Genomic DNA, 15,123 nt, shown 5'->3' on the forward strand with positions numbered 1-15,123 from the left:
CGGGAGCCGCAGACGTTGGCATCCCCGCATTCCGCTTCGCTCCATGCGGGCTACAAGGCTCCGACCTACTTCTGTGGCCCCGACAGCGGGATGTCGCGCTCGGCGCGGAACACGTTGCTGTAGAGGTTGGCGATCCACTGCCGGCCGATGTCGGTCTGGTTGAGATAGCCGATCTCGGCCTGGATGTACGGCGCGACGCTGTCCCAATAGAATTGCGGATAGCGATGCACGATGTCGGCAGGCGAGTCATAGCCGAGCTGGCGGTTGATGCCGACCTCCTCGAACTCATAGTAGAGCGCATTGGCCTTGCGCAAATAATTGGGATCGCCGAGCTGGCCGATGAAATCGGCCGCACGCAGGACCGAAGCGTCGGCATCGTAGGCCTGGCCGTCTCGGGCCGGAAACCGCGTACCCTCGATGGCGCGGGCAATGCGCTCCGGATCGAGCTCTGGGATATGTTGCAGCCGCCGCATGACATAAAGCTTCGATCGGTCGACGTGATACATCATCAGGCTGGCATCGGATGCGCCGCGCGGCAGCGCGATCTTGGTGCCGGCGTCGTCGATCAGAAAACCGTCTTGGTCATCTTCCTCGAACAGGCCGCGCACATAGCCAATGTCATGGGCAAGGCAGGCAATCAGGACGTGGATGAAATCCTCCGCCTCCAGGTGGGTATGGAGGTATCGTCCGTTAAGGATGGAATGGCCCGCCAGCGTCACGAGCATCGTATGCTCGATATTGTGATAGAGTGCATCGCTGTTGCCGATGCATTCCATCGTCGTGCGGGTCGCGCTCTCGATCATTCTTGCAGCGGACTCGTCGTACCGGCGACGCATGAACGAGCCAAGCAGCTTTTCCAGAGATTCGGCAGCCAGTCTCGGTAACGTGATCATGGATGCAGCCCCGTTGTCGGTGGTGTCCCCACGCCAACTCCTGATGCCTCATTTTTCCTCGCCCAGAGGCAGCATAGCCTATCTCGGCCCCGCTCACCAAATCTCCAATGGCGACGTAAACGAAAAGATTTGGGTTGCGCGAGGCCTCGCAGCAGCTCAGCGATCCTGTCGAGGATGGCAAGGGTTACCCGTCAGGCCAAATCGCGCCTGTCGGTCGTCGGCGCCGGCCCCGCCTGTGAATGACCCGGAGATTTGGTTTTCAGGAGGCTCTCGAGATGAACGGCGCTGCCGCCGCGTGTTGGTTGGCCCGGGCCTCGTCGCATTCGCTCAATCGCCGCGCCAGCATGGCGTCGAACGCTGTCTTGATCCTGCGAACGAAAGGGTCTTTGTAGGGAAAGTCCGGGTTCTCGTCGTGCACCAGCATGGAGGCGTTGACCTCGAACACGACGAGATTGCCTTGGTCGTCGAGTGCGCAGTCGATACCAAAATAGTCGAGACCGATGCGGCTCCTGATCATGCGCAACACGTCATGGTGGCTTGCGGAAAAGACCGACGCGGGGTCGCGCAGGAACTGCTCCTCGTCGCGTTGCATCCAGTCCTGGCTGGCCATATCCGTGCTGTCGCGGTGGAGCTTCCAGCCCTCCCCGATCGCCAGATGATAGGGCAGGATTTCCTCGTCCACGAAAATGAACCGGTACTTGCGGAAAAAGCCGTCGGCGGATCGATAGTCGACAGGCTCGATCAGATAGCGATCCTCACTCACGCGTTCGGTGAGGAACGCCGTCAGAGTATCGGGATCCTCGAACCTGGCGAAGAAGTCCCCGCCATGGGTCCCCGCCGGCCTCGCCAGCAATGGAAACGTCAGTTCGTTTTCCGCGGGCGGAAGCACGTGACCGGCGGCGATGCGCAATGTGCGCGGCACGCGACAGCCCGGAATGCCGGCAAGCGCAATCGCGGTCGCATCGCGTGTCGTTCGCAAGACCTTTTCGGGTTCGTTGACGACCGGCTTGCCGAGCTGCCTGGCAATCTCATCGGCGAGCGGAAGAACGGCCGCGCCCTGGTCCGCATCACACACGAGGTTGACGACGACGTCGGCCTCCCGCGCGAGCGACCCGAGATCTGGCCTGATCGAGGGCGACAGCGAGAGAATGTCGGTCTGGTAGGCGCAATCCCGAAACAGATACGCAACCGGCGTGTTGCCGACGAAGGGCGCGAACAGAGCGAGCACGCGGAAGCTGGCCGGCGACCGCTTCGCGGGTCTGCGCAACACCGGGTGAAGCCGGACGGCTCGCTCATAGGCGGCCTCCGCGGCCTCGCTTTCGCCGATCGCCTGCCGGATGGCGCCGATCCAGTAGAAATTGTCGGCCCGCTCCGGTGCGAGCGCGGCGGCCCGCTCGAAATGCAAGATCGCGTCCTCGATCCGCTTCAGCTCGAAGCAGACCCTGCCGAGCTCGGCATGAAGGGCCGCGTCATCGGGCGTCTCCTCGATGAGTTCACCTAGCAGGATCTGCGCAAGCACGTATTGCCTGGTCGCGACGAGTGCCTGCACCAGATTGGTCAGTGCCGGACGATGCGCCGGGCTCAACCGCAGCGCTTCGAGATAGAGCGAGATGGCCTGTTGCGCCATCCCGGTCTTCAGATGCACGTTGCCGAGGTTGCACCAGCAGGCGACGAGATGCGGCGCAAGCCGCAACGCGGCCCTGTAGTTCTCGGCCGCGGAGTCGAGATCGTCACAGAGCATGAAGGCGTTTGCGAGCGCGGCGTGAAGATCGGCCGCAATGTCGGTGGTGGTACCGATCGACATCACGGAGACCTGCGCAAGACCGGCCCTGAAGATCGGGATCGCGTCGTTGAGCTCACCGCGCTTGTAATGCTCGCGTCCCATGCGCAGCAGGTCGGCGGCGCTCGGTCCGGTCGGAACCTGCGGCAAGAGAGAGGTCGACATTGGGCTCATGCGCTCTCTGCTGGAAACGTCGCCGTGAAGCTCACGCCGTGCAGATTGACGGTCGGCGCGATGCCGTAGTGATTGGCACCGAAGATGCGCATCCGGCGCCACAGCTCGTCCTTGCTGATATCCGGCGGAATGTCGCAGATCGCTCTGTAATTACGCCGCGAATTTCTTCGACCGCTCCATGGGATCGTCGGACGCGGCGTCGGAAGCAACAATTGATGGGCCAATCGATCGGCCCATTCAGCGAACAGGTTCAAGAGCTGCGCGTAAGTCAGCTCGCACAGACCGACGACACCGGCGTTTTCCGGAATGGCAAACGAGGTGACGTCGAGGATCATGCCGGTATCGACACGCTCGGCCATGGCGTGAAGGGTCACGCCGAACTCGGTCGCGCGGTCGTAGAGCGCGAAGTGCGTCGGTGCCCAGCCGGGATAGGTCGGCGGCCCCGGATGGAAATTGTAGGCGCCATAACCCAGGCTCGCGAGCAGGTCGGCGGGCACGATGGTGTTGGAGGCAAAGGCGATCAGCCGGGCTTGCCGAAGCAGCGGCGGCTCGAGACTCCTAAGCTCGTTGATCCCGGTCACCGGCCTGATCGTCAAGTCCTGCCGGTGCCTTCTCAATATCCGCGACAGCGCCACCTGCTCGGCAGCTTCCGTCAGCAACACTACGGCCTCGAACATCGGTTACCGCTTTGTTAACGATGATGGTGAGCCAAAATGTCGCAGCGGCCTGTTAACAGCGCACTAACGATGATCGACCGGACACACTCTGGAAACATCGAGAAACAAAATTGTTGAAAAAGGTGATTGTGTACAAACTGCCCACCACGCGCTCAGTCGTCATCGCCCGCGAAGGCGGGCGATCCAGTATCCCAGAGGCAGCGACGAATACGGAGAAGCCGCGGCGTACTGGATTCCCCGCTTTCGCGGGGAATGAAAGGAATGCGATTTGACAACTACTCCACCAGCAGCACATCCACCGCGACGCCGAGCTTCTGCTTCGGCGAGCCGACGATGATGCCGTCGACCGGCGAGACGTCGGAGAAGTCGCGGCCGACAGCGAGCACGATGTGATCGTTGGCGACCAGGAGATCGTTGGTCGGATCGAAATCGACCCAGCCGAGCTCAGGCCCGCACCACAGCGACACCCAGGCGTGCGTGGCATCGGCGCCTTGCAGGCGCGGCTGACCGGGCGGCGGGATGGTGCGCAAATAGCCGCTGACATAGGCCGCAGGCAGCCCGAGCCCGCGAAGTCCTGCGATCATCACATGGGCAAAGTCCTGACAGACGCCATGGCGCTTGTCGAACACCTCGTTGAGTGGCGTCGAGATCACCGTCGCCTTCGGATCGTAGCGAAATTCGCTGCGGATGCGATGCATCAGATCGACAGCGCCGGCGAGGATGCCGGCGCCGGACGCAAAGCTCATCGCAGCATAGGCGCTGACGGGACGCAGCACGGGCACCAGCGGGCTCGCGAAGACGTAGCCGACCGGCGACGACGGCCCGAGGCTCGTCGCCTCGAAGGCGAGATCGCGGATGCCTTCCCAGGGCGGACTGAAGGCATCGCGCGGCGGCGGCGTTCGCGACACCGACACGCGGGAGCGAGAATCGATGCGCAGGTTTCGATGCGACGCCTCGATCACGACGCTCTCCGTCAGCGTGCCGAAGAAATCGCGCCTGGCATGGCGATCCGCAGGCCGCGGCCGGATCTCGACGTGGTGCGAGATGAGTTGTTGCCCGTCGCCGGTTTTCGGTTCGAGCCGCAGCGTGCAGCGGGCGAAACTGACCGGACTCTCATAAGAATAGGTCGTGACGTGACGGATGTCGTAGATCACGCCAGCCCCGTCAGCTTTTCCGGCCTGCTGGCGTTGGGACCGTGCGGGAAGTAATGCAGCCCGATCGCCTCCGCGAGGTTGAGCAGGTCCTGCTCGAGCGAGAACAGCGTCTTGACCTCGAGCTTCTCGGCCTCGGCCGTGGCGAGCATCGCCTGCACGGCGACTGCAAGTCGTTGCGGCTTCTCGATCAGGCCGTACTCCTTCAGGCTCGGCAGCGCTGCGATGTGCTCGTTCAGGCTTGCGACCTGGAAGGCCACCGAGCGCGGATTGTAGGTGTCGAGCACCGCGAGATCGCGTACCGGCGCGAGCAGTGGCGCCAGCAAATAGCGAGAGCGATAGGTGATCTGGCAATCGACCAGCGTGAGGAGCACGTCGAGGTCCTCGTCGCCCGCCTCGTCATAGGCGAACTGCCGCGCAAAGCGAGTGGTGTTGATGGCGCGCTCGGCGCGGCGGCCCATGTCGAGGAAGCGCCAGCCGGCAGCGCGATTCATGTTCTCCTGCGCAAGGCCGGCAAAGCTCGCGAGTTCCTGCAAGGTGAGCTCGGCGGCGCTGAGCACGCTGTCGTCGTCCTCGACCTCATAGGCGAGCCGATCGGTCATCTCGGTGATGACCTGCCAGGCGTCGGGCGACAACCGCTCACGCAGACCGGTTGCCGTGCGTTGCGCCGCGCGCACCAGCGACAGCGCCGAGCCGAAACGGTCGGGGCTTTGCAGTGCTTCGGCCGCGATCCGTCCGGGGACCGTGCGCGAGGCTTGGGAGATCGCGCCCCAGGCGACGAGGATGCGCTGGATGCGCTCGGCCGACTGCATCGCGGTCGATGCGCCCTTGTTGTTGGGTCCGCGCATCGGCGAGCCGAGCGCGCGCACCAGCCGCAGCGTGGCCTCGGCGCGTTCGAGATAGCGGCCGAGCCAGAACAGATTGTCGGCGGCACGGCTCGGCAGCACGCCGGCGATGCGGCGGATCCGCACCTTGTCGGTCGCGGGCAGTAGCGTCGCGGTGGAGACCTGCTTCTCCGAGACGACCCAGACGTCGGCGGCGCGCGCGCCATCGCCCATCGACACGGCGCGCGCGTCGGCCTGTTCGGCGATCCGGCAGAAGCCACCGGGCATGATGGTCCAGCCGTCGGGCGTGGCCGCCGCGAACACGCGCAGCACGAAGGGGCGCGGGGTGAGCTGGCCCTGCTCCCACACCGGCATGGTCGACAGCCGCACCACCTCCTGGCCGACATAATCCATCCCGCGCCCGCCGATCGCATCGATCAGCCGCTGCCGCTCTGCTTCATCGAGCTCGCTCGCAAGCACCGGCCCCGTGCCGTGGAAGCCGGGAACACCACGGCGATAGGCGCCCTCGATCGCGACCTCGTCGAGCCGCGACAAGACCTCCTCACGCGCCGAGCGCTGGCCGCACCACCAGGTCGCGATGTGCGGCATCTTCAAGTCCTCGCCGAGCAGGCGACGGCTCAACGCCGGCAGGAAGCCGAGCAGCGCCCTCGCCTCCAGCACGCCGGAGCCGGGCATGTTGGCGACGACGACGCCATCCTTGCGCAGCACGTCGATCAGCCCGGGCACACCTAACCGCGAGGAGGCGTCGAGCTCGAGCGGATCGAGCGAATTGGAATCGACCCGGCGCAGGAGCACGTCGAGTCGCTTGAGGCCTGCGACGGTGCGGATGTGGATGCGGTTGTCGCTGACTGCGAGATCGTCGCCCTCGACCAGCAGGAAGCCGAGATAGCGCGCAAGCGTCGCGTGCTCGAAGTAAGTCTCGCTGAAGCTGCCGGGTGTCAGCACGCCGATGCGCGGCTCGTCGCGATCGGCGCTGGCGCGAAGGCTATCCCGAAACGCCTCGAAGAACGGCGCGACGCGCGGCACGTTCATCGACTTGTAGAGATCGGCAAATGCCCGCGACAGCACCAGGCGGTTTTCCAGCGCGTAGCCAGCCCCCGACGGCGCCTGGGTGCGGTCGCCGAGCACCCACCAGCGCCCGTCGGGGCCCCGGCCGACATCGGCGGCATAGATCGACAGGTACCGCCCGCCGGGCGGCGCCACGCCGCAGACAGGCCGCAGATATTCGGCGCTGCCGGCGATCGCAGCGGCAGGGAGCGCGCCTTCGGCGACCAGCCGGCCCTCGCCATAGATGTCGCGCAGCACAAGTTCGAGAAGCTGGGCACGTTGCTTGATGCCGGCCGAGAGCTGCTGCCAGTCGGCCTCGTCGATCAGAAGCGGCAGATGGCTGAGCGACCAGGGCCGGTCGGCGCTGTCGCCCGGTGTGCGATAGGTGACGCCGGCCTCGCGCAAATGCCGGTCAGCCATAGCGATGCGCCGCTCGATCTCGTCGGGTGCCAGCGCGCCAAAGGCGTCGAAGAAACGGCTCCAGACGGCGCGCGGGGCGCCATCGGGACCGAGGAATTCGTCGGGGATGCCAGGCAGCCGGCTATAGTCGCGGACCCATTGCGCGACGCGGCGCTGGCTGAGGCGCCTGCCCGCCTGGCCTTCTCCGTCGGTCGCGCCCTCGCCCATGCACCACTCCCTGCCCCATCACCATACTCAATGCAGGAGCGGCGTGCGCAAGTCGAGGGTCAGCGGAAACTCAATTGTGCGTTCCTCCGGCGGCGGCTGGCTGGGGCCCGGCGTATGGCCGTGGTCCTGGAAGCGGGCCAGCCGCCGCGCCTCGGCCTCGTAGGTGTTGACCGGCTTGGTGTCGTAGTTGCGCCCTCCGGGATGGGCGACGTGATAGACGCAACCGCCCAGCGAGCGGCCGTTCCAGGTATCGATGAGATCGAATGTCAGGGGCGCGTGGACCGGGATGGTCGGGTGCAGGCCGGAGGCCGGCTGCCAGGCCTTGAAGCGGACGCCGGCCACCGCTTCTGCCGAGCGTCCCGTCGGGGTCATCGGCAGGCGGCGGCCGTTGCAGGTCACGACATGGCGGCCCTCGATGAAGCCTTCCGCCTTCACCTGAAGCCGCTCAACCGAACTATCAACATAGCGCACGGTGCCGCCGGCCGAACCCTCCTCGCCGAGCACATGCCAGGGCTCCAGCGCCTGGCGCAATTCCAGCGTCACGCCGCCATGATGGACCCGGCCAAAGGCGGGGAAACGGAATTCGAGCTGAGCCAGATACCATTCCGGCTCAAAGGGATAGCCCGATTGCTTCAACTCAGAAAGCACGTCAACGAAATCCTCCCAGATGAAGTGAGGCAACATGAAGCGATCATGCAGAGCCGTGCCCCAACGCACGAACTTGCCGGCTTGCGGTTCGCGCCAGAGCTTTGCGATCAGCGCGCGGACCAGGAGCTGCTGGGCCAGCGACATGCGCGGATCGGGCGGCATTTCGAGCGCGCGGAATTCGACCAGGCCGAGCCGCCCCGTCGGGCCTTCCGGCGAATAGAGCTTATCGATGCAAATCTCGGCGCGATGGGTGTTACCGGTGATGTCGACGAGCAGATGCCGGAACAGCCGGTCCACCAGCCACAGCGGCGTTTGATAGCCCGGCGGCGGCACGTGCGAGAGCGCGACCTCGAGCTCGTAGATGCTGTCATGGCGCGCCTCGTCGATACGCGGCGCCTGGCTGGTCGGGCCGATGAACAGGCCGGAGAAGAAGTAGGACAGCGACGGATGGCGCTGCCAGTACAGCACCAGGCTCTTCAACAAATCGGGCCGGCGCAGGAACGGCGAGTCCTGAGGGATCGAGCCGCCGACCACGACGTGGTTGCCGCCGCCGGTGCCGGTGTGGCGACCATCGACCAGGAAGCGGTTGGCACCGAGCCGCACTTTCGCGGCGTCCTCATAAAGACCCGAAGTGATATCGACCGCCTCGCGCCAGTTCTTCGCCGGCTGGATGTTGATCTCGATCACGCCAGGATCGGGCGTCACCTTGATGACGTCAAGGCGCGGATCGAATGGCGGCGGATAGCCCTCGACATGAACCGGAAGCTGAATCTCCTCGGCGGTGGCTTCGAGCGCGGCGATCAGTTCGAGATAATCCTCGATCCGCTCGACCGGCGGCAGGAAGGCGCACAGCACGCCGTCTCGGATTTCGACCGCCATCGCGGTGCGCACCGGGATCGCCGTATTGAGATATTCAGGCGCAACCCGCGGCGGCGATGGCGGCCGCGGCATGCGGCTGAACACCGGCAGCTGCTTGCGCACCTCCATCGGGTCCTGCTCGATGATGTACGGATATTGGTTGGGCGGGACGTAGCCGAGCGAGCCCATCGGCAGCCGCAAGCCCAAGGGAGAGTCTCCCGGGGTCAGGAACAGATGGCTCCGCCGCAGACCCCAGCGTTCGCTGCGCCAGCGCGGCGGCGCATTCCAACGCTGCACCGGCAGCACGAACCCGCGCGGCGTGCCGAGCCCCTGGTCGAACACCCGCGCCATCCGCGCCCGCGCCTCCGGATCAGACAGCTTGGAGTCGGAGGGATCGACATTGACGGGAAGGTCGGCTTCCTTCTGCAGCCAATAGGCGGGATCTTCATACGCCGGCATGATGTAGCCGGGGTCGAGCCCGAGCCGCGCCGCCGTACCCTCCATGAAGGCCTCGGCATCCCCAACCTCGGCGCGGCGGGGGGTCTCGACCTTCGCGATCAGGTCGGCGTTCTTCCAGATCGGCACGCCGTCCTTGCGCCAATACAGACCGAAGGCCCAGCGCGGCAGGCTTTCGCCCGGATACCATTTGCCCTGGCCGTAGTGCAGCAGACCACCCGGCGCGAACCGCGTGCGCAAGCGGCGGATCAGATCGTCCGCGAGCGCACGCTTGGTCGGGCCAACGGCCTCGGTGTTCCACTCCGGCGCTTCGAGATCGTCGACGGACACGAAAGTCGGCTCGCCACCCATGGTGAGCCGCACATCCTGGGCAGCGAGATCGCCGTCGACCTGCTCGCCGAGCTCATTGAGCCGGGCCCAGGCTTCATCAGAAAAAGGCTTTGTAATGCGAGGCGCTTCGCGGATGCGCTTCACGCTCATCTCGAAGGCGAACTCGACCTCGGCAAAGCCGGCGCTGCCGGAGATCGGCGCGGCCGAACGGTAGTGCGGCGTCGCGGCCACCGGAATGTGCCCCTCGCCTGCCAGCATGCCGGAGGTCGCATCGAAACCAATCCAGCCCGCGCCCGGCAGATAAACCTCAGCCCAGGCATGCAGGTCGGTGAAATCGTTCTCCACCTCCGGCGGTCCCTCGATCGGATCGATGTCGGGACGGATCTGAATCAGGTAACCGGAGACGAAGCGCGCTGCGAGACCGAGATGGCGCAGCGTCTGGATCAGGAGCCAGGCGGAGTCGCGGCAAGAGCCTGCACCGGAGGACAAGGTCTCCTCCGGAGTCTGCACGCCCGGCTCCATGCGGATGATGTAGCGCACTCGCTTTTGCAGCTCGCGATTGAGATCAACCAGAAAATTGACGGTGTTGCTGGCCTCACGCGGGATCGACGCGAGATATTCGGCAAACAGCGGACCCGGAGTGATGGTCTCGAGATATGGCGCGAGCTCGGTCTTCAGATCCTTGGGGTACTGAAAGGGAAAGCTATCGGCATAGGGCTCGACGAAGAAATCGAACGGGTTGACCACGGTCATCTGCGCCGTGAAATCGACCTCGATCTTCAGCTCCGTCGTCTTCTCCGGAAAAACGTAGCGCGCCAGCCAGTTGCCTTGCGGGTCCTGCTGCCAGTTCACGAAATGATTGGGCGGCGTAACCTTGAGCGAATAGCTCAGGATCGGTGTCCGCGTATGCGGCGCTGGCCGCAAGCGGATGGTCTGCGGGCCAAGATCGATCGGGCGGTCGTATTTGTAGTGCGTGACGTGATGCAATGCGACGTAGATCGACACGGATGCGGTGCTCCAGCAGCTTTTTTGAGCAGAACACCTGATGTCATCGCGATCAAGCACTAACAACGGGCAGCGCGTGCCTAGGAAGTATCCGCCGTAGCCCGGATGGAGCGAAGCGTACTCCGGGACAATCGATCCAGGAATGACGAACCCCGGATTGCGCTTCGCTCCATCCGGGCTACGCGGTGACGCTACATCGTGGCGCCAATCACCCAGGGCGCGAATTCGGCGCCACCGAAATCAAAGCTCTCGCTCTTGGTCGGCTGTCCCGAGGCCGTCTTCAGGATCAGATCGAAGATGCGCTGGCCGCACTCTTCGACCGTCTCGGAGCCTTCGAGGACGGTGCCGCAATTGACGTCCATGTCCTCTTCCATCCGCTTGTACATGGGCGTGTTGGTCGCAAGCTTGATCGACGGTGCGGGCTTGCAGCCGAACACGCTGCCGCGGCCCGTCGTAAAGCAAACGAGATTGGCGCCGCCTGCTACCTGGCCGGTCGCGGCAACCGGGTCGTAGCCGGGCGTGTCCATGAACACAAAGCCCTTCTTCGTCACAGGCTCGGCATAGCGCAGCACGTCGACGAGATTGGTGGTGCCGGCCTTGGCCATCGCGCCGAGTGACTTCTCGAGGATCGTGGTGAGGCCGCCGGCCTTGTTGCCGGGGCTCGGATTGGCGTTCATCTCGGCGCCTTCGCGCTCGGTATACTCTTCCCACCAGCGCATGAGATCGACGAGCTTTTCGCCGACTTCGCGGCTGACCGCACGGCGCGTGAGCAGATGTTCTGCGCCGTAGGTCTCCGGCGTCTCCGACAGGATCACGGTGCCGCCGTGACGCACGATGAGATCGCTGGCCGCGCCGAGCGCGGGATTGGCTGATACACCGGAATAGCCATCCGAGCCGCCACATTGCAGCGCCACGGTCAGCTCGCTTGCCGGTACCGCTTCGCGTTTCACCTTGTTGGCGTCCGCAAGAGCCTCGCGTACGAAGGCAACGCCGGCCTCGACCGTCTTGCGGGTGCCGCCGACCTCCTGGATGTCCATCGCGCGCAGGCGCCCGGCGAGCTTCTGCTCCTCCATCAGGCCGCCGATCTGGTTCACCTCGCAGCCAAGACCGAGCACGATCACGTGCGAGAAATTGACGTGCCGCGCATAGCCGCCGAGCGTGCGGCGGAGCAGCGCCAAAGGCTCATTCTGCGTCATGCCGCAGCCGGTCTTGTGCGTCAGTGCGACCACGCCGTCGACGTTGGGGAATTCGGCCAACGGATTTTCGCCGGTGAAGGGATTCTTCTTGAAGACGTCGGCGACGAGACCAGCGACATGCGCGCTGCAATTCACCGAGGTCAGGATGCCTATATAGTTGCGCGTGGCGACGCGGCCGTCGGGGCGGCGGATACCCTCGAAGGTCGCAGGCAGATCGAAATTCGGCGTCGGCTTGACGTCGGCGCAATAGGCATAGTCCTTGGCAAAATCGCCCATGCCGCAATTCTGCGTGTGGACGTGCTGGCCGGGTGCGATCGGCGCGGTGGCAAAGCCGATGATCTGGCCATAACGCCTGACCGGCTCGCCGACAGCAATCGGCTTGATCGCGACCTTGTGCCCCGACGGGATGCGGTCGACCGTCGTCACGCCGTCAGCCACCACCGTTCCGGGCGGCAGGCTGGCACGCGCGATCACCACGCCATCATCAGGATGCAGGCGGATGACGGGGGCTGGGGTCATGATCGTTCTCCTTGGTCTTCAAAAGTATCGTGCCCCGGATGCTGCGCAGCGCGCAAGCGGTGCGCTGCTGATCCGGGGCCCACACGTGACGTCGGCAACTGGGTCCCGGCTCTGCGACGCGTCACTGCGTGCCGCACCGCGTCCGGGACACGCCAGATCAAGCCTTGCCGCCGGAATCCTTCCGGGTCTGGTTCACCTGCATCTTGGCGTAGATCGACATCAACCCGACCTCGTTCGCCAGTGTCACCAGCTTGAAGCCGATATTGATGGCGCGCGCGGCGCCTTCCGCACCACTGCAATGGATGCCGGCGTTGAGACCGCGCTTGCCACATTCCTTGATGATCTTCTCGTAGATCGCAAGAATCTCAGGCTCGGTGCGGTCGAGCTTGGGCTCGAGCCCGTAGGAGAAGCCGAGGTCGGACGGGCCGATATAGACGCCGTCGATACCCTCGACGTCGAGGATAGCTTCCATGTTCTCGACCGCCGTCCTGGTCTCCATCATCGGCAGCAACACGGTCTCGTCGTTCGCCGTCTTCTGGTACGTGCCCGCGGTGCCGTACATGCCGGCGCGGATCGGCCCGTTGGAGCGCACGCCCTTCGGAGGATACTTCGAATAGGAGACGAGGTTCCTGGCTTCCTGCGGCGTGTTGACCATCGGGCAGATAATGCCGTAGGCGCCGCCATCGAGCACCTTGCCGATGATGCCGGGTTCGTTCCAGGGCACGCGCACCATCGGCGTCACGGGATGCTTGTCCATCGCCTGGAAGCACTGAACCATCGACAGATAGTCCTGCACGCCGTGCTGCATGTCGACGGTGACGCTGTCGAAGCCGCATTGCGCGATCACCTCGGCCGAGAAGCCGGAGGGGATCGCAAGCCACGCATTGACGACGGCCTTGCCCGACTTCCAGATTTCTTTGACTTTATTCGCCACGTTGCCTTCCTTCCCTGTTGGTCTACTCGCCGTCATTGCGAGCGAAGCGAAGCAATCCAGAATTCGTCCGCGGCAACACTCTGGATTGCTTCGTCGCTGGCGCTCCTCGCAATGACGAAATTGAACTAGCTCGTCGCCCTCTGAATACTGCTCTCGCTGACACCGACATCGCGGGCAGTATTCACTATCGCCGCCCAGGTGTCGTCCGGCAAGGGCACGCCGTTCCGGGTGCGCTCGGCCCGGGTCTTCCTTTCGGGATCGCCGGGGACCAGGACCTGCTCGACACCGGCCATCGGCTTGGTGGCCCGGATGAAGTCGACATAGCGCGACACTTCGGCATCGAAAACATCTGATGTGTCGACCACTTTGGGGTCGACGAAGAACGCCAGCATGCCATTGGCGAAGCGGCGGCCGCCTGAGGTAGCGCCGGTTCCGGTCAGCGCGCCGCCGAGCAGCTCGCAAATGAAGGCCAGGCCCGAGCCCTTGTGCTCGCCAAAGGCGCGAATCGCGCCCGTTCCCTGAGTGTGGTCGCGCGGTCCGTCGGGCGTATACGGCCCATAGAGCACGACAGGGTCTTCGCTTAAGCTGCCGTCGGAATCCACCAACGCGCCCTTTGGCAACTTCTTGCCGCCACGGCTTGCGACCAGCACCTTGCCTTCGGCGACGATCGATGTCGCAAAGTCCAGCACGATCGGGTCCTGCCCCTCGCGCGGAATGCCGACGCAATAGGGAGCTGTCGACAGTCGCTTCTGCACGCCTCCGAACGGCGCGACCAGCAGCGAGCCGGCAGCGTTGACGAAATAGACCGAGACCAGCCCTTCGGCCGCGGCCATCTCGGCCCAGTCGCCGACGCGGCCGATATGACCGGCATTGCGCAGAGCGACCGCCGCGAGGCCCCCCTTCTTGCACTTCTCGATGCCGATCTTCACCGCCTGCGGCGCAACCGTCTGGCCGTAGCCGAACCTGCCGTCGACCACCGCGAGCGAGGGCGTATCAAGCACCACTTCCGCGTTCTGGTTCGGGATTACGTTCCCCGTCTTCTTCCAGCGGATGTAGACGGGCACGCGGATCACGCCGTGGCTGTCATGGCCGGTGAGATTGGCGGTGGTCAGATACGTCGCGATGCGTCTGGCTTCCTCGGACGAGGACTCCGCGTGCGAAAAAACCTCCGTGACGAAGTCGATCAGCTTCTCAACCTGAATGGTGACCATACGGGTCTATTTGCCTCTTGTTCCCTGCCGGATGAGCTAGCGCAGATGCGGCATCATCCGGTCCCGGCGCCGATTTTTGGGCGGATCGGCTTGGGCGGCACTTTGAGCGAAAAAAACCGACCGTGTCCATGCTTCTTGCCGCATCCGCGCGCATATCTGCTTTTCACTCCTCGGCTATTGCCTCATCGGCACTTCCAAGTCCTGCAAGGCTCTGCTCGAGCTCGCCCAGCATCTCCTGAAGCTCCGAGAGCTTGCGTGCGCCAAAGCGCCGCGTGATCTCGGCATAGATCGCTTCCGACGTCGGCGCCACGGCCGCCATGAGCTTCACGCCCTTCTCGGAGATCGACACCATGCTGCGGCGCTGATCGGCTTTCGCTGTCTTCCGTTCGATCAGGTGGCGAGCTTCGAGATCACGCAGGATACGCGACAGGCTGGGCCCAAGCAGAAACGCCGTGCGCGCGAGTTCCGTGACCTCGACAGCGTCGATGGCCGCGAGCGCTCGCAGTATGCGCCATTGCTGCTCGGTGAGACCATGCTGGCGCAGCGATGGCCGGAACTGCCGCATCACCGCTTCGCGCGCCCTCAGCAGCGACATCGGCAGCGAACGCGAAAACTCGCGCATTGGGACCTGCCGGGCGGCAGGCACGCCTCCATTCGCAGGATCAGCCGGTCTCTTCTTCAAGATGATGCTCCGCCCTCAAATCCAAAAACGTTTGCACTGCAGCAAACCAGAATAGGGTTTGACGAATTCATTTAACATGTTAAGTATCTC

General features: G+C 64.4%; 10 protein-coding genes. All 10 read right to left on the reverse strand.

The annotated features are described in order from the left end of the window. Nucleotides 1-65: 65 nt before the first annotated feature. Nucleotides 66-893 (reverse strand): HD domain-containing protein, encoded by an 828-nt coding sequence (locus SO156_RS19270; RefSeq protein ID WP_458147577.1) that lies wholly within the window; start codon nt 891-893, stop codon nt 66-68. 259 nt (nt 894-1,152) lie between these two features. Beyond that, nucleotides 1,153-2,847, reverse strand: coding sequence for an ATP-grasp domain-containing protein (locus tag SO156_RS19275; protein WP_498535902.1), 1,695 nt, complete (start codon nt 2,845-2,847; stop codon nt 1,153-1,155). Further along, the gene (locus tag SO156_RS19280) at nt 2,844-3,524 is read right to left on the reverse strand and encodes a formyltransferase family protein (RefSeq protein ID WP_498535903.1); all 681 of its coding nucleotides are present in this window, start codon (nt 3,522-3,524) and stop codon (nt 2,844-2,846) included. Before SO156_RS19280 ends, SO156_RS19275 begins: the two co-directional genes overlap by 4 nt. 275 nt (nt 3,525-3,799) lie before the next feature. Then, the gene (locus SO156_RS19285) at nt 3,800-4,678 is read right to left on the reverse strand and encodes a transglutaminase family protein (protein ID WP_498535904.1); all 879 of its coding nucleotides are present in this window, start codon (nt 4,676-4,678) and stop codon (nt 3,800-3,802) included. Then, nucleotides 4,675-7,194 carry a circularly permuted type 2 ATP-grasp protein gene (locus SO156_RS19290; protein WP_498535905.1) on the reverse strand — a complete coding sequence of 840 codons (2,520 nt, stop codon included), beginning with the start codon at nt 7,192-7,194 and terminating at the stop codon, nt 4,675-4,677. The genes SO156_RS19285 and SO156_RS19290 overlap by 4 nt, the downstream gene beginning before the upstream one ends. 27 nt (nt 7,195-7,221) lie before the next feature. After that, the gene (locus SO156_RS19295) at nt 7,222-10,491 is read right to left on the reverse strand and encodes a transglutaminase family protein (protein ID WP_498535906.1); all 3,270 of its coding nucleotides are present in this window, start codon (nt 10,489-10,491) and stop codon (nt 7,222-7,224) included. A 191-nt stretch (nt 10,492-10,682) separates the two neighbouring features. Continuing rightward, nucleotides 10,683-12,206, reverse strand: coding sequence for a UxaA family hydrolase (locus tag SO156_RS19300; RefSeq protein WP_458147583.1), 1,524 nt, complete (start codon nt 12,204-12,206; stop codon nt 10,683-10,685). A gap of 157 nt (nt 12,207-12,363) precedes the next feature. Continuing rightward, a complete protein-coding gene (locus SO156_RS19305) occupies nt 12,364-13,140 on the reverse strand; it encodes an HpcH/HpaI aldolase family protein (protein ID WP_498535907.1) in 777 nt (258 codons plus the stop codon). 125 nt (nt 13,141-13,265) lie between these two features. Further along, the gene (locus tag SO156_RS19310; protein WP_458147585.1) at nt 13,266-14,351 is read right to left on the reverse strand and encodes a malate/lactate/ureidoglycolate dehydrogenase; all 1,086 of its coding nucleotides are present in this window, start codon (nt 14,349-14,351) and stop codon (nt 13,266-13,268) included. A gap of 163 nt (nt 14,352-14,514) precedes the next feature. Then, nucleotides 14,515-15,033, reverse strand: coding sequence for a homoprotocatechuate degradation operon regulator HpaR (gene hpaR, locus SO156_RS19315; RefSeq protein ID WP_498535908.1), 519 nt, complete (start codon nt 15,031-15,033; stop codon nt 14,515-14,517). Between the last annotated feature and the right edge of the window lie 90 nt (nt 15,034-15,123).

Source organism: Bradyrhizobium sp. UFLA05-125 (assembly GCF_059803515.1).